The 15,464-nt window shown below is 41.9% G+C and carries 15 protein-coding genes; all 15 read right to left on the bottom strand.

Features of this window, described 5'->3' with window-relative positions; all coding sequences use genetic code 11:
- Window positions 1-9: 9 nt before the first annotated feature.
- The gene (locus FOC72_RS11145) at window positions 10-984 is read right to left on the bottom strand and encodes an acyltransferase family protein (protein WP_002894029.1); all 975 of its coding nucleotides are present in this window, start codon (window positions 982-984) and stop codon (window positions 10-12) included.
- Between the two features lie 153 nt (window positions 985-1,137).
- Window positions 1,138-2,547 (bottom strand): lipopolysaccharide biosynthesis protein, encoded by a 1,410-nt coding sequence (locus tag FOC72_RS11140; protein ID WP_002894031.1) that lies wholly within the window; start codon window positions 2,545-2,547, stop codon window positions 1,138-1,140.
- Window positions 2,548-2,557: 10 nt separating this feature from the next.
- Complete coding sequence (locus tag FOC72_RS11135; protein ID WP_002894034.1) at window positions 2,558-3,643, bottom strand: NAD-dependent epimerase/dehydratase family protein; 1,086 nt, start codon at window positions 3,641-3,643, stop codon at window positions 2,558-2,560.
- Window positions 3,624-4,346: a 2-C-methyl-D-erythritol 4-phosphate cytidylyltransferase gene (gene ispD, locus FOC72_RS11130; RefSeq protein WP_002894037.1), complete on the bottom strand. Its 723-nt coding sequence runs from the start codon at window positions 4,344-4,346 to the stop codon at window positions 3,624-3,626. The genes FOC72_RS11135 and ispD overlap by 20 nt, the downstream gene beginning before the upstream one ends.
- On the bottom strand, window positions 4,343-5,668 hold the full coding sequence (locus FOC72_RS11125) for an O-antigen polymerase (protein ID WP_002894039.1): 1,326 nt from the start codon (window positions 5,666-5,668) through the stop codon (window positions 4,343-4,345). Before FOC72_RS11125 ends, ispD begins: the two co-directional genes overlap by 4 nt.
- Entirely contained in the window at window positions 5,668-6,591 is a 924-nt protein-coding gene (locus FOC72_RS11120) for a LicD family protein (RefSeq protein WP_002894042.1), read from the bottom strand. Before FOC72_RS11120 ends, FOC72_RS11125 begins: the two co-directional genes overlap by 1 nt.
- Before the next feature lie 5 nt (window positions 6,592-6,596).
- Window positions 6,597-7,556 (bottom strand): glycosyltransferase family 2 protein, encoded by a 960-nt coding sequence (locus FOC72_RS11115; RefSeq protein ID WP_002894043.1) that lies wholly within the window; start codon window positions 7,554-7,556, stop codon window positions 6,597-6,599.
- 77 nt (window positions 7,557-7,633) lie between these two features.
- Window positions 7,634-8,434, bottom strand: a complete 801-nt coding sequence (locus FOC72_RS11110; protein WP_002894045.1) for a glycosyltransferase — start codon at window positions 8,432-8,434, stop codon at window positions 7,634-7,636.
- A gap of 44 nt (window positions 8,435-8,478) precedes the next feature.
- Window positions 8,479-9,339, bottom strand: coding sequence for an NAD-dependent epimerase/dehydratase family protein (locus FOC72_RS11105; RefSeq protein ID WP_002894047.1), 861 nt, complete (start codon window positions 9,337-9,339; stop codon window positions 8,479-8,481).
- 6 nt (window positions 9,340-9,345) lie between these two features.
- A complete protein-coding gene (locus FOC72_RS11100; protein WP_002894048.1) occupies window positions 9,346-9,951 on the bottom strand; it encodes a sugar transferase in 606 nt (201 codons plus the stop codon).
- Between the two features lie 15 nt (window positions 9,952-9,966).
- Window positions 9,967-11,769, bottom strand: a complete 1,803-nt coding sequence (locus FOC72_RS11095) for a polysaccharide biosynthesis protein (RefSeq protein WP_002894049.1) — start codon at window positions 11,767-11,769, stop codon at window positions 9,967-9,969.
- A 41-nt stretch (window positions 11,770-11,810) separates the two neighbouring features.
- On the bottom strand, window positions 11,811-12,509 hold the full coding sequence (locus FOC72_RS11090; RefSeq protein WP_002894050.1) for a polysaccharide biosynthesis tyrosine autokinase: 699 nt from the start codon (window positions 12,507-12,509) through the stop codon (window positions 11,811-11,813).
- 10 nt (window positions 12,510-12,519) lie between these two features.
- Window positions 12,520-13,215 carry a Wzz/FepE/Etk N-terminal domain-containing protein gene (locus FOC72_RS11085; protein WP_002894051.1) on the bottom strand — a complete coding sequence of 232 codons (696 nt, stop codon included), beginning with the start codon at window positions 13,213-13,215 and terminating at the stop codon, window positions 12,520-12,522.
- A 7-nt stretch (window positions 13,216-13,222) separates the two neighbouring features.
- On the bottom strand, window positions 13,223-13,954 hold the full coding sequence (gene cps4B, locus FOC72_RS11080) for a capsular polysaccharide biosynthesis protein Cps4B (protein ID WP_002894052.1): 732 nt from the start codon (window positions 13,952-13,954) through the stop codon (window positions 13,223-13,225).
- Window positions 13,951-15,423, bottom strand: coding sequence for an LCP family glycopolymer transferase CpsA (gene cpsA, locus FOC72_RS11075; RefSeq protein ID WP_437344464.1), 1,473 nt, complete (start codon window positions 15,421-15,423; stop codon window positions 13,951-13,953). The genes cps4B and cpsA overlap by 4 nt, the downstream gene beginning before the upstream one ends.
- Window positions 15,424-15,464: the final 41 nt, after the last annotated feature.

The following is a 15,464-nucleotide window of genomic DNA, read 5'->3' as shown; positions in this document are numbered from 1 at the left end:
CAGCTTACATCACTGAGCCGGAAGTGCACTGATAAGTCTGGGTCTGATGGTTTTCTGAAAAGCTATGCTCAGCAAGTAAGACAGTAAGAAAATGATAAAAAAGCCAAAACTATAAATGGTATTCCGAGGCATTATCGACCTGAAAATGAAGATAATGAAGGGATGAATGATATAAATCATGGTGGCATATCTCTTGGCTATATTATTCAAAATCGGAATATCAATATCAGTCCCATTTCTGACCGCATAGAAGAAAATTGCACTGGACGAGAAAAGGGTACTAGGATAGAGGTCATACTCCGTGCCCATGAAACAGTACTCAAGCAGAATCAAGCCTGCTATTCCCAAGCCAATCGCCCATTTCCTGACAGAAGACAAGTCGTAGGCTAAAATCCGATCTCGATGCTTGGCAAACTGCATGCCTAAAATGAAAAAGGGAAGACCCATAAACAAGAAGTTGCGATAGTACAGAGTGCCACTAATATTGAACTCAATACAAAAAGCCAGAACCAACAAGAATAAGGACACACCAAAGCTAGTTAAGCGGTGAAAATGCTTATAAAAAACCAGATAAAGCGTGTAGATATAAGAAATCGCCAGCAAATACCAGATCGGTGTAGCAGCTGAGCCAATCAAGTCTCTGGGACTGTTAAAGAGGAAAAAGTTTGTAAAATCAGACAGGTCTATAGATGCCATCTTTTCTGTTAGTTCTCTGGTCAGCACTAGGTTGACAAAATGAACAATCGTGTAAAATAGGAGACTGGCAGCTGTCAAAAGAAGCATCTGCTTGAGACGATACTTGACCTTATCCCTGCAAATATTAAAGGAAAAATAGCCCGACAGCATCATGAAAAAGGGAACTGCAAAGCGGGCCACAATTTGATAAAAAACGCCAAATTGCCCCGGCAACAGAAAGTGTAAGGAAACAATACTAAAGCAAGCTAGGGCCTTGAAAGCGTGCAAAGTTGTGTTTTCAGTCTTCATGCAGACATTATAGCATGTTTATTATTACAGCTCATCAAGACCAGATTACACACCCATTAAAAAACATATCAATTGATGACAGGGGAGTGCATATAAAAAGCCCGGACAGGGCTTAGCGTTTAGATTGTTAAACTATTTATAATTTCTCGAGCATCAACGAGCCCGCAATTGCTGGAGCAGGCCTTTCAAACTTTGGTATTTGTAAATGCTATAGGTCAGATAGACAAAACCGTAGGCTGCTGCAGCTAGATAAACTGATAAAAACCAATTCGAAGCAATAAATACAAGTGTCATTAGCAACTCAATCCAGATATCTTTGACAACCTCGATCTGCATCCTTTTGGCTAAGATTAGCTCTGCCAATATACTCCTAGTCGCCAGCAATAGCACGATAGACAGCACTGTAGCATTCAGATTGCGCAGAGAAACTGCAAAAATCAAGGTAGTAGCAAAGCTTAAAAGCATGGCAATAACATTTACTTTAAAAATCTGCCTCTCCATTCGCAAGGCTTTTAAGTAGGTATTGATAAGCAGAGCCATCTTGCCCTCGTAGACAGACATAGGAAAGACCAGAGCCATAAATATCAAGGACTCTCTGTAAGCCGGTAGCCAGCTGTCCAAAGCTATTTTCAGAGGATAATACAGCAAAAGCACTCCAAACATAAGAACCATAAGGACATTCCGCAACTGATTGTAAATCTTAGGCAACTTGCTTTCGTCCGTCCGTTTCAAAATCGGAAAGATGACCAAACCGATAGCGTTGATAAAGGTCATCAGCAGATTGGAAATGCTCAGGGTCAAGGATACTTTCCCAAATGTAGCAATGTTCCATACCTTTTGAATCCCCATTCGAACCGTCCCGATAATGAGCATACTGGCTACATTTGATAGCATCAGATTGATACCGACAGCAATATTGCAAACCGTTTCCCGTATATCAAGTTTAAACTGATTGAGAGGTCGCAGGGCCATATCTCGGCATAGATACATAGCATAAAAAAGAGAAACAACTCTACCAATCAAATCTGCATAGACCATAATCTTGAAATCTCGAAAACCTACAAAAATAAAGACCAGCAAAAGCAGTAAATAGAGGAGTCGGTCTCCACTAACAACATAGGAACTCTCCTTTAGTCGATTAGTCATCTGCAGAACGTAAACAAAGAGAAAGCGCAGATTGGTGACCAACATGGTATAAACCAAAAGTGTAAAAACAAACCGACTGCTCTCATCTCTAATAAAGGCAGAAGTTCCTAATAAAAATAAAATTCCAATCCCTGTCAGATAGATCAAAAGCATGAGAAACTGAGAGAAAAACTTTTCTTTATCCAGCTCATCATACTCCAACCCACCGTAGCGAAGGTAGATTCCGTCCACCCAGCCCAGATGAACAAAACCGGCATAGGATAAATAAAAAATATAGAGTTGCCAGTAGCCATACTCCTCTACACCCATAATCTTAGGCAAAATCAAGACAACCAGAGAAGAAACTATTACTGTCAGCAAATTGGACAAGACAACATAGGAAAAATTAGCTATTATTTTTTTAAATCCACCAGACAAATTTACCCTCCTATTTCTTCCTATCTGACGCCATGCTCTCAATTAACCGTAAAAACATGGTTTCTAAATCAGTATGAGCTTGCCAGCCTAAATTCTCAAGCTTGTCCGTATTAAGACGAATCTTAACTGTCGGATTATAGCCTAGCTTTTCCACATCTTCTGCCAAATCAAAGACCAACTTCGTTTCATTGCTACCACTTAGTTCAATAACCATTTCCGCCATCTCACGAATGGAAATAGCCGTCTCTTTATTGGCGACATTATAAGCTTGACCCGCTTGGCCCTTCAGCAGAATGTAAAATATGGCTTCAATGGCATCTTTGGTATAGCAGTAGTTCCGAACAGTCTCCCCTTTAGTTCGGAGAATAATATCACTCTTTTCAAGGACAGCACGCGCAAACTGTGCAAAAACTCTGTTGTCTTCATAGCTCACACCTGGGCCAAAAGTTTGTGACAAACGAGCCATTTTCACTGGCACCTGATACTGATGACGATAGCCTACACACAAGGACTCTGCCATGCGCTTGCTTTCCGAATAACTGCTACGGACACTGGTTGGATCCAAATAACCGTAATCTTTCTCGTTAATGCTGGAAGCATCTGAATTTGTCGTCCCATAGACTTCCAGAGAAGAGAGATAGACCATACTGCGAACCTGCTTGTTTTTAGCCAGCTCCAGCAGTTTTTTCGTTCCATTTATGGCTAGAACAATTGTCTCCACAGGATGCTCAACGAAAAAAGAGGAGTCCGTCGCACTGGCTCCATGGATAATATAATCCAAATCCTCCTCTATCTGCCAATCTGACAGCAAGTCAGCATACACTAGCTGCAGATTCTCACTATGTAAAAAATCTTGAAATAGATCTTCCGCTTTTTTCTGATTTCGCGCCAAGGCCACTACTCTGACATTGGCATCGTACAAATCATTTAAAGCCATCAAAGCGGAAATACAGTGTCTGCCTATAAGTCCGGTTGCTCCGGTTACCAAGACTGTAACATTGCTCAGTTCTCTGAGAATAGGACTGACAGCAGCTAGGTCTTCCATATCCTTTTGTAAAATCGTATTATTGCCCATATCAACCAAAAATTTGTGCATTTTCACGCGCTTCGTAAATAGCTCTAAAGATATAAAAATCAGATGGAGTCGTAATTTTGATATTTTCGCTGCCCCCCATGACTGTATGCAGAGGGAGTCCAAAATAACGAGCCAGTGTCGCAGAATCCGTCATATCAAACTGATTCTCTGCCTGAGCTTTTAAATGTAGGGAGTGAATCTTTGAAAGCGCGAAGGTTTGAGGGGCGACAGCTGTCTGACAAGTGGAACGCTCAATTACCTGATTAATAACATCCGCCTCGTCGACCTGAATGACCGTTTCGATAACCGGCTTAACCGTAATAGCTGCCCCATACTTTTTGGCTGCTTCAATATTTTTAGAAATGATTCCCCCGTCAATCAAGGGGCGAACACCATCATGAATCAACACATAGTCGTCATCGTTCTTGTACTTTTCCCGTAAGACAGATAGACCATTAAAAATAGACATTTGTCCAGTCTCTCCACCAGGAACCACTTGACTGACTTTTTTAATATTGAATCGAGCTAATAAATCTCTGCAATAATCCAGCCAGCCGTCTACACAGACAACCACAATGTCCGATACTGCCGGATGGTCTTCAAAGTGCTCAATCGTATGAATTATAATAGGCTTACCATGCAACTCTAAAAACTGCTTGGGTAAGGTCTTGGTATTCATGCGGCTGCCTGTGCCGCCTGCGAATATCAGAGCTGATGTCGTCATACCGATACTTTCCTTCCTCTCGTTGTAAATCGTACTCTACTCAGTAAATCAGCTGCCATATAAATCACAAAAGCATAGATAATCCGATTAATATGGGTTGTCAGCAATGACAGCAACGTTTCCTGAAAGAATGAAATGACCAAAGGATACGCAAATAAAGCGAAAACAATAACCTTTAGCGGGGTGAAATAGCGTTTTTTGATAGAATAGTAGAAACTTCCGTAAAAGAAGCCATATAAAAGCTGAAAGATAAGGACTGAAAAATAACCAAAATCCTTGATAAAGTAGTAATAAATTGTGTAAACATTGGTTTTATCGTCGTTAAAATGAACAACAGGCAAGAAAGGGGTCAGCTCATGGCTAGACAGACCGAGGGATTTCAATGTTCCATAGATAGCAATAAGAGTATTTTCTCCAAAGACTTGATTATCGCTATAAAGAGTAGGATTTTTCAGATAATAGTCTAAAGCCTGGATGGGAGAACCCATATATTTAACCAAATTGTCCAAAATTCCGAACTCTGCCCGACTATCCACTCGATTGAGGACAAAGGTTCCAACCGCCATGAATAAGACAAGGAATACAAAGCCAATTATCAGCAAAGAGCGAAAAAGCTTCACACCATACCTACTGTCTCTCCACGAATAATACTTCGAGAAAAACAGCATATACACAATAGCATAGCCTGCAACCAAGCCCAGCAACTCCGTACGCCCAGTAGACAAAAGGGAAATACCTAAAGAAATCAGACTAACCAGCAGTAACTTGCCCTTGTAGAAAATGCCATCTTTTCCTGAAAAAAGAGATTCACAGAAAAAGTAGAAGAAAACAATTCCTAAGGAAAAGTTAACTCGCAGCAAATTGAGGCTAAGGCGACTAAGAGAGAAATCATAATTTGTAGTCATATGCCGAGCCAATTCAATGGTTTTAAACAATCCCCCAGGTACCTGCTTGCTCTGCGCCGCCAAGTAAAGCAAATCGGAATAAATAAACCTGACCGCATAAGCCAAAAACAAGAGAACTAAAATAATGAAAAAATTACTCACCTTTATTTGACTAGGTTTGGCATCCAACTTCCTCTCAGCAAACAAATTCGATGATAAGAGGACTCCCATTAAAAAAATGGCATTCCCAACAAAGATAACAGTGACCGTTATCAGAGAAAGTCCCTCTCCCCATTTGGATGAATAAAATGCAGTAAAAATGCTTGCTATCATCCATATTGCCAAGTATATAAAAGCCGGGTTAGCATAGTCTCTCCCTACTGTTTTGATTGTCAAAAACAATAGGAAAAGGCCACCCAAAATTAGTAAAAAAACCATTATCTTCCTTCTATTAATTCAACCCAATTATCTCTCAGTCTGACATGACGTTCTGTCTGTTCTTTTTTTTCAGGCGGTGTCATGTAATCACCATAGCGATTGGTCAGATACTTGTCCGCATCATTCGGTCCGTCGAACTCATAGCCTTCGAAGGAATACTTCTTAGCTGGATAGAAACTTTCATAGTCAATAGTCTCTCCCAAATAGCCTTTTACACCATAAGCAATGGTTATTTTTGAAGTCTTCTTATTAGACTGGATGAGTTTTTCCATCAACTTATACATATTAGCCGGCCCCATGATAAAAGAAGGGAAGCCTATCAGTCTTCTGATCCAAAGATTTTGTCTGAGTTCTTTGGATTCTTTAGCCATATAGGTCAGATGCGGAGTAAACTTCGTATAGCAGCGCGAGCTGTTATGTGACAAATCCAAGGCTCTGAACAGAAGGCCCTTGAGCTTGCGAAGTATGTTATTCTCTGGGACAAAGTCAATTGGCAGCATATCAAGATAAAGATGTTTCTTTTTACTGAAACCTTCTCCCAAAACATCATAGTAGGTCAGTGACTTGCTCTGCAGCTTTAGAACCTTAAAGACACTGTCTGTCGCATCCGCAGGAGAGATCAACTCAAAGTCCTCGCTGTCCGCAAAGATTTCCTGCAGACGATTGTAGTCCTCTCGGAACATCACCAAGTCGATATCATCGTCCCAAGGGATATAGCCCCCATGCCGCAAAGAGCCAATCAAGGTCCCTGCAACCATGTAGGAATGAATATGATGCCGACGACACTCTGCATCAAATTTTTTATACATTTGTAAATAGGCTTTTTGTAAAACCTTTAATTTATCATCCGTAATTTTCTGATACATGGGGCTGAAGCGTTCTCCCAAAGCCAACTCCCATTCAATCTTACTGGTTCCTCTCATTTTTCTTACCTCCCAAACTTTTTCAATAATCTCCTAGCAACTCCATTCAGTGAATAGGTGTATACCAAATCACTGATGAAATCTTTTATTGTTCGATACTCCCTTATTTGAAACATCAGGCCCAAAGCCCAAAATGGATTTCTAGACTGTAATAATTTCAGTCTAAGATTGGTCAAGGCCAAAGCCCTAGCAAGCTTGCGATGATCCGCCTCAGAAATCTGTCGCTCCTCTGCGATTTTTTTCACGGACTCATAGCGACTGATGACCTTCTGTAAATAGTTAATCCTAGATAACCTTGTTTTATTAAAACTGAGCGACGACGCAGACTGGGTTACATTCGCCTGATGAATGCGATGCTGATCTAGAAGCTTGTCCAAGCAAACAACTTTTCCATACAATGGAGCCAGCATACCAAATAAAACATCATGATAGTCAAATCCAGGATAATCCGTATACTGCTGCTGCAAAATATCTGTCAGTACCGACTTTCTAAAAGCTGTCTGATAACCTGACGGCCAATTTTTCAGAAGCCAAGCTAGATTTCTTTCTCGACATTCTCCTGAAACCTTGGGCTCTTTGATGACCTGACCATTTTGATCAATCAAGTAAGACTGGCCATACACCATAGCAACGTCTGTTTCTAACAGTACTTTCTGCAAGGCAGCTGTTTTATCAGGCAGCCATTTATCATCCTGATCAGCGAAAAAAACAATATCGTGCTCAGCCAAACTCGCTAATTTTATAAAAGTTCGATAATGACCTAAATTTTCCTGATTTTCAATCAGCTGCCAATCCGTCAGTTGATGCTTGGTGATGTAGTCCCTGATTAGCGCCACTGTCTGATCTGTCGAACAGTCATCACAGATAATGACCTGATCAGGCTTCAGCTTTTGAGTGCGGATAGAGTCTAGTTGCTCCAAAATAAACTCCGCCCCATTATAGGTCGCCATCACGACAGAAATCATTTCTCCCTCCTTCCTAAACTTTTCATCCTATATCGCTTTCTCCCTATCTAAGCTAGACTGCTCTGTCTGTAAAGCCATTACTTTCTTCTAAGCAGATACTTATAAATGAACGCTTTTATCCAAATAGGCGTTCCCACAAAAGCACGAATCATCAACATATTTTGATAATATTGCCCTCGGTTCAACATACCATGTGACAGCAAAAAAGTATTGACTACTTTCCAGCTGGCAATCTGATCTGTCTGGCTTCTTCTCGTATGCATGCCATTTCCGACACGAGCATAAACCAAGACCCGATTAAGATTAGCGAAACGACATCCCTGAGCAGCCATTCTCGCCCAAAGATAATAGTCTTCCACTAAAGGCAGGGGCTTGTAATTGCCTGCTTTTAAAACAGATGATTTCTTGAAAAATACCGTCATGTGACAGAAAGGATTTCTCCGCTGCAACCTTTTGATAATTTCTTCATGGGAAAGCGGCATTTGTTTCTCTGCTACTATTTGATCTGGTTCCGCGTCAAATTCTATAATATTGCCACCCAGAACATCTAACTGTGGATGCTGCTCAATATAGTCAACTTGTTGTTGAAAACGATCCGGTGTCGCAATGTCATCTGTATCCATTCTTGCAATCCAATCATAAGAGCAAGCCTCAACTCCCCGATGCAAAGCTTCTCCCAATCCGACATTTTCCTTTAAAGGTAGAACTTTCATCTCTGGAAATGTTTCCTTGAAATCTTGAATCGTCTGATAAAGCTCTTCTGTCAGCGGCCCATCCTCTACAAGGACAAGCTCATCTGGCTTGCGGCTCTGCTCTATAAGAACGCTATTTAGGCTCTTTCTTAAGAAATCCGGATTCTCCTTCTGATAGACAGACATCAATACCGAAAACTTCACTTACAATCCCCCCCAATCATCCTAAACTAGTTTCCCTTCTCCGTCTTCTCAATAGACCTCCTAAAATTTGCCACCTGATAAGACTGAGGATAGCTAGACATCTCTTTTTCATAAGTTAAATCTGAAAACAGCTTATTCAGAGTCGAAACATGGTGAGACAGTCCTTTTAAAATCCAGTTAAATGCAGGCAGCAAGGCTACTCTCTGGCCATGAGTCCTTTTTATTTCTTTGACTAGCTGAGAGGTATTGACATAGTCCTGATTTTGAGGATAGAAGACACCACTGTCTTGATTCTGAACAATCAGTCTGATAAACTCACAAAGATTGTCAATATAAATCATACTACGTTCGTTCTGTACCAAAGGGAAGACTGGTAGCTTCTGAGCCAACTTTGACAGTCGCTTATAATTTCCCTTAGCTTGATAACCATAAACCATGGGCGGCCGTAACACTGCCAATTTGAAATCTTCGCTTTCCAATTCCGCCAGAAGTTGCTCAGCAGCTAGTTTGCTTTTGCCATAAAAAGAATCAGGACGTTCTTGTGTCTCCTTTGTGATAACACGGTCTCCCAAAACTTCGCCATAGACGCTCATGCTGCTCATAAAGATAAACTGTTTGACGCCTTCGCGATTAGCCTTTTGAGCCAATTCATACGGTAGCTGAGTATTGACTTGCTTATATTCCGACTCCATCTCTTTTGATGGGTTGGAGATATGGACAATCGCCGCCAAATGTAAAATTACATCAAAAGGCGAAAAATCTTTCTCCTTCCAGGCTTCTCCGCGGACATCCAACTCATCAACCTGAACATCCTCTCGTGAAGAAACATACCTCTTAAAGCTCCGGCCGATATAGCTACCCTCTCCCGTAATTAATATTCTTTTCATCAGCCTTTAATCTTTCTTTTCCATATTTCCCGTGCCGCCTTCGACAACGCCTTCGCTCTTAGCAACACTCTTAATGGTGCCAAAAAAACAGCGGACATCCAATCCAAAAGACAAATGCTGGACGTAGTAGCCGTCCAATTCAGCTTTCTTAGCAATCGGCAACTCATCTCGCCCGTGAATCTGAGCCCATCCTGTCAGACCTGGCAAAACATCATTAGCTCCATAGCGGTCTCGCTCTTCAATCAAATCATACTGATTCCAAAGAGCCGGTCTTGGACCTATGATACTCATGTCACCGACAAAAATATTCCAAATCTGAGGCAACTCATCCAGAGATGTCTTCCTAAGAAACTTCCCAACCTTTGTAATCCATTGCTCAGGATTTTCCAGCAAATGAGTTGGGGTATCTTTAGGTGTGTCAATTCGCATCGTTCTGAATTTCAAAATATAGAAGTGTTTCTTATGCAGACCGACCCGCTTCTGTTTGAACAAAACTGGTCCTTTTGAATCCAATTTAATAGCGATTACTAGAAGTAGAAAAAACGGTGATAAGACAATCATTCCTATGAATGACAAGACTATATCTAATGTTCGTTTAAAAAATTTATACATGATTATCCTAAAAACTTATTGCTGTGCAAACTTTACCAAGCTGTCCTTGAGGTCATTTGCACCAAGAGACAGAAGAGAGTCCACATAGGAATCCACCTCTGTCTTGGGCAACGACTGAACATTCCCTACAAAAATCTTTTCATAGACTTGATCATTGACCTTTTCCTTGGCAGACAAGAGCTCTTCATAAAGCTTTTCGCCCGGTCGAATGCCTGCTTCCTGAATCTGAATCTCCTCTTCAGTATGGCCACTGAGTGTGATCATCTTTTTAGCCAAGTCCAAAATTTTCACAGGCTCGCCCATATCCAAGACAAAAACCTCTCCCCCTTGCATCAAGGCCCCAGCCTGAATCACCAAGCGGCTGGCTTCTGGTATCGTCATGAAATAGCGTGTCATTCGAAAGTCCGTCACGGTGATTGGACCTCCCTTGGCAATCTGCTCCTTGAACAAAGGAACAACACTACCTCGGCTGCCCAAAACATTCCCAAAGCGGACAGCTGAGAAAAGAGTCTTTCCTTCTTCATTTAAACTGGTTACGACCATTTCTGCTACACGCTTAGTTGCCCCCATAACATTAGGCGGGTTGACTGCCTTATCTGTAGAAATCATGACAAATTTCGCGACGCCAGCTGCCTTTGCTGCTTCTGCTACATTTCGTGTACCATAGATATTGTTTTTGACCGCTTCTGTTGGATTGTACTCCATCAAAGGAACATGCTTATGAGCTGCTGCATGATACACTCGATCAGGGCGATAGGTTTCCATAATATGGAAAATCCTCTCTCTATCTTGAATATCTGCAATGATTGGAATCAGCTCAATATCATCTTTATAACGGCTTGACAGCTCCTTGTGAATCAAATAAATTGAATTTTCTCCATGACCTAGAAGCAGGAGCCTAGCTGGGCAGAATTGAGCAATCTGACGGCAAAGTTCCGAGCCGATAGAACCACCAGCCCCTGTAACAAGCACTGTCTTGCATTTAATATTGGACTTCAAACTTTGCTGATCCAGCTTAACTTCTTTACGCCCTAACAGATCTGCAATATCAATTTCCTGAAGTTTGCTGACAGATAGTTTCCCCGTAATCACCTGTTCATACTTAGGCATGGCATTGACCTTGACCTCCGTTTGTTGGCAGTACTCTACGATTCGCTCGTAATCATCCGGAGCCAATGAAGGAATGGCAATGACAATTTGTTCGACTTCATAATTTCCCACAATTTCAGGTATCTGCTCGGTTGTTCCTACAACTTTTACTCCATGAAGATAGGTATTTTGCTTATTCTTATCATCATCTACAATCGCAACAATCTTTAAATCTTTTGATTTTTGCTGGGCTGTCTTGATAAAGAGACTAGCACCATCCCCTGAACCAACAACAAGGGTCTTCGTCCCATCTACTTTCTTACCCAGTAAGGCTGACGGGTGCTGCACGAATTCATGAATCTCCCGCCAAGTCAGCCTTGAAGCAATAACCAACAAAAATGATAGCAGCATAGAAAGGACAATATATCTACTGTTTGTAGATTCATAAAAAATTTTCTCTGCAATGTATACAATTGAGTAAGCTCCCAAAATTGAGCCTCCCACTCGAAACATTGTTTTGTAATCTGTATACCTTGTAATGGTAGAAAAGACATTCGACAGTGTTGCAAATGTCAAATACAGTACAATAATCCCCATTAAAATAGAGACAAAAGATAAATCCGTTATCCCGACATATTTTGCTAAGAAGAATTTTGAAATCCCCTGACTTATACTGAGCAAAATAATATCAACAATAATTAAGATGACTCTTTTTCTCGCTCTTGTCATGTTCCTAATCTCCCAATTATCCTAAAACTCTTTAATCCCTATTATTTCCCATAATTGCCATAGCTGCCATATCCCCCATAAGTTCCGTAGGCGCCATAGCGTTCCAAATCAATGTTATATTTATTGAGGACAACACCCAAAAAAGGAGTTCCCGTTTGTTCCAACTGCTCTTTAGCTTTCATGACTGCTTTTCGTTTGATATGGCCTGCTTGTGTCACCAAGAAGCTGGCATCGCATTTCTGAGCGATGATAGCCGCATCAATGACCAGACCAATCGGTGAAGTATCCACAATGATATAGTCATAACGAACACGTAAATCAGTCAAAAGCGCATCAAACTGCTTGCTTTGCAAAAGCCCCGTCGGATTAGGTGATACTGGACCAGATAAGATCACATCCAGATTTTCCAGATCTGTATCGTTGATGACTTCGTGCAGGGCAGCCTGTCCTGACAGATAGTCCGTCAGTCCTGATACTTTTCTCTGACTGCTAAACACACCTGACATGACTGAGTTGCGGATATCCGCATCGATCATCAAGGTCTTGTGACCAGCTCTGGCAAAGGCGGCTGCGAGGTTCACTGAGGTTGTAGACTTTCCTTCATTTGCCGTCACCGAGCTTATTTCGACCATTTTGATATTGGCGCCACTCAGCTGTACATTAGTACTTAGAGCATTGTAGTATTCCTCGGTTAGTTTGACAAGGTTCCTTTTTTTCCTAACTAATTCTAAGGTTGCCATTTTCTCTCCCTTACATTCTGTTCATATCTGGGATAACGCCCAATAGCGTCAAGCCCATAACTTCTTCAATGTCCTCTGGCTTCTTCACCCGATCATCCAGGATTTCGACAGCGATGATAAAGATCGACATCAGGACGCTGCCCCCTAAAAATCCTAAGATAACATTACGCCGAATATTTGGTGAAGAAGGCTCTGCTGGGACTGTTGCTTCTTCCAAAGTTGTCACATCAGAAACTTTTGTCACCTCGATGATTTTCTCAGCGGCGATATTACGAAAGGCATTGGCAATGCGAGCCGCTTCCTCTGGATTGTCATCCTTAACTGTAATCGAAACGATACGAGTATCCGCCGGAACGGAAACGGTGATGTGACGCGTCAGCTCTCTTGGTGACGTTTGCAGTTTCAACTCACTAATTGCCTGTGACAGAACCGCCTGCGACAGAATGATTTCCTTAAAGTCCTTAACGAGGTAAGACCCCGCCTGCAGGTCCTGATTAGTCAAAGCTGCCTGCGTTTCATTCTGACGGCTAACCACATAGATGCGTGTGGTGCTCTGATACATTTTCTTAGCAATAAAGACGCTGTAGCCAAAAGCCAGCAAAGAAAAGAGCACCGCTCCCAATACGATGGTGAACTTTTTCAGCCATAAGGCTCTCAGCAAGGACAGAATATCGATTTCTACGATTTGCTTTTCTTGTTTTTCCATTTTTCCCCTAAATCAATTCATTTTTCAATAATAATGCTTGGTTGCCGCCAAAGAGGGCCTCTGCCCGGCGGGAACCGTATTTCTTAGCGACGATGTCAAAGGCCTCTTTCATAAAGGGCGGTCTCTGGCTTAGATTGTGCATGTCGCTGGCAACAAAGTGGACCAAGTCCTTCTCCAAAAAGAATTGAGCCCGTTTTTTCATAAATTTATGCGAGTCTCTAAGCAGCTTAGGCCTTAGAACACTGGAGCTATTAATCTGAGTATAGCAGCCCATATTAATGAGTTCCTGCACCTTCTTTTCATCATTTTCCAGGCAGTGATAACGCTCAATATGAGCAAGGACCGGTGTTAGACCTAAGCGCAGAATTTGAGCTAAGCCTTTATGGATGTCCTTATAGGGCGTCGCCATGCTAAACTCAATCAGCACATAGCGTGTGCCAGCTAGACTGGGGAAAATTCCCTTTTCCAACTTATCCGCCACATCGCTGGTGTAGTAAATCTCTGCCCCATAGAGAACCGTCAAGTCAGGCGCTACAAGCTCTGCCAGTTCTTTTACTATTTTAAAGTTAGAGCTAATGGTCTCTTCAGGCGTTTCAAACATACCCTTTCTGCGATGAGAGGTAGAAATGATGGTCCGAACTCCCTGTCGATAGCTTTCCTCCAGCAGTTTTTTGGAATCCTCAAAATTCTTAGGGCCATCGTCCACATCAAAGATAATATGAGAATGGATGTCAATCATGGTGTTTTCCCTTCCATTACCTGCTGAATCGCTGCCTTAGCATTGTCAAGGCTTTCTGGCTGGATTTCCATCATGTAGAGATTGAAATCTGGCATAGCATAGGATGGTAAATCCATGCGTCCGTTTCCGCTGATAGCTTGTGACTGAACCTGATAGCTTCCACCTGACTCCAGCTGGGTATTGACCAGATTCATAAGAACAGGCAGCTCCATATTGGTCTGGATAGAGTCCTGCAAGCCGGAAATAATCTCGTTGTAGTTCTTCAAAGCACTGGTTGAAGTCAGCTTTTTAATGACTGCTTCGATAACCTTTTCTTGGTTTTTTCCGCGGTCATTGTCGCCCCCCTGAAGAGAGTAACGCTCGCGAACAAAGCCTAGTGCCTGATCTGAGTTCATATGGACTTTCCCTACTGGGAAATGATGATTGCCGTGTCGGCTGGTAAATTCTTGGTCATTTTCAACATCAATCCCACCCAGCAGGTCTACCAGCTTGAGGAAAGAAGAGAAATTCAGACGAACATAGTAGTCAATGCGAATGCCGTAAAGATTTTCCAGAGTGTGGACAGAAGCATCTACTCCGTAAATCCCTGCATGAGTCAGCTTGTCCATCTGTCCGCCTCCTCCATCTGCAATCGCCACATAAGAATCACGAGGAGTTGTAGTCAAGAGGACTTTCTTGGTCTTGCGATTGACCGTCATGATGATATTGACATCTGAGCGAGAGACAGATGAAATCGAGCCATAGGTGTCAATACCGCTGACATAGATATTGAAGACATCTGCATTGGCATCATCCCTGCGCTTGCCTGTCTCTACTTGACGGGTGATTTTATAAGTATAGATTTTCTTTATCTTTGAAGCATAGTCAGCATCATGAGAAGCCAGCATGTCTCCAAACGAGCTATTGAGGGCAATGGCCTCAGTCTCTTGATTGATGAGGGCCTTGTAGGCTGCGATATAAGACGAGCTGTTTTCCACTGTGAGTTCTGTCTTTTTAGTCTTCTTGATGTGCTCCAGAAGAGCTGTCACATTGTCCTTGTCTCCATTTTCAGTCGGAGCCGTAAGCTTCTGCAGCTGAGTTACATCTGATTTATCGCTGTCTGTCCGGACATAAACGGCCATTTCAATTTCAGAGTAATTTGAAGTGGAGTTCACACCTCTAGATAAGTCCATCAGCTCCTTGACCCCGTACATGGCTCCTGAAGATACCAGCAAAGTCACAAGCAAAAGTAAGGTTGTCAGGACTTTGAACTTATTTTTCCATACAAAGAAGGCTGCCAGTAAAATAACAGCCGCCAAAAGAGCAGACAAAATAAGGTTCAGGTGATGAAACGCCAGAACATTATTTTTAAATATAGAAAAAACCAGCAAACCTGAAACCAAGCTTACCAATGTCAGTAAAGCTGCATTAAAGAGCCTCAGCTTCTTCCCCTTTTTAGAAGCAGGCACATTTCTCCTATGTTGATTCATAATTCTCCCTTTTTCTCCCCTGAGATATAAATACATTTTAT

Origin of the sequence: Streptococcus sanguinis, from assembly GCF_013343115.1 — a bacterium.
GTDB classification, from domain to species: Bacteria; Bacillota; Bacilli; order Lactobacillales; family Streptococcaceae; genus Streptococcus; species Streptococcus sanguinis_H.
The sequence above is the reverse complement of the archived record's forward strand: the minus strand, read 5'-3'. Positions and strand labels throughout refer to the sequence as shown.

Bases quoted from the DNA above. Each gene is read 5' to 3' on its own strand.
- cps4B (WP_002894052.1), bottom strand. From the start codon at position 13,954: ATGATTGACATCCATTCTCATATTATCTTTGATGTGGACGATGGCCCT.
- FOC72_RS11110 (WP_002894045.1), bottom strand. From the start codon at position 8,434: ATGTCTGTCTATCAGAAGGAGAATCCGGATTTCTTAAGAAAGAGCCTA.
- FOC72_RS11090 (WP_002894050.1), bottom strand. From the start codon at position 12,509: ATGGCAACCTTAGAATTAGTTAGGAAAAAAAGGAACCTTGTCAAACTA.
- FOC72_RS11095 (WP_002894049.1), bottom strand. From the start codon at position 11,769: ATGACAAGAGCGAGAAAAAGAGTCATCTTAATTATTGTTGATATTATT.
- FOC72_RS11100 (WP_002894048.1), bottom strand. From the start codon at position 9,951: ATGTATAAATTTTTTAAACGAACATTAGATATAGTCTTGTCATTCATA.
- ispD (WP_002894037.1), bottom strand. From the start codon at position 4,346: ATGACGACATCAGCTCTGATATTCGCAGGCGGCACAGGCAGCCGCATG.
- cpsA (WP_437344464.1), bottom strand. From the start codon at position 15,423: ATGAATCAACATAGGAGAAATGTGCCTGCTTCTAAAAAGGGGAAGAAG.
- FOC72_RS11120 (WP_002894042.1), bottom strand. From the start codon at position 6,591: ATGAGAGGAACCAGTAAGATTGAATGGGAGTTGGCTTTGGGAGAACGC.
- FOC72_RS11125 (WP_002894039.1), bottom strand. From the start codon at position 5,668: ATGGTTTTTTTACTAATTTTGGGTGGCCTTTTCCTATTGTTTTTGACA.
- FOC72_RS11135 (WP_002894034.1), bottom strand. From the start codon at position 3,643: ATGCACAAATTTTTGGTTGATATGGGCAATAATACGATTTTACAAAAG.
- FOC72_RS11115 (WP_002894043.1), bottom strand. From the start codon at position 7,556: ATGATTTCTGTCGTGATGGCGACCTATAATGGGGCGGAGTTTATTTTG.
- FOC72_RS11145 (WP_002894029.1), bottom strand. From the start codon at position 984: ATGAAGACTGAAAACACAACTTTGCACGCTTTCAAGGCCCTAGCTTGC.
- FOC72_RS11105 (WP_002894047.1), bottom strand. From the start codon at position 9,339: ATGAAAAGAATATTAATTACGGGAGAGGGTAGCTATATCGGCCGGAGC.
- FOC72_RS11085 (WP_002894051.1), bottom strand. From the start codon at position 13,215: ATGGAAAAACAAGAAAAGCAAATCGTAGAAATCGATATTCTGTCCTTG.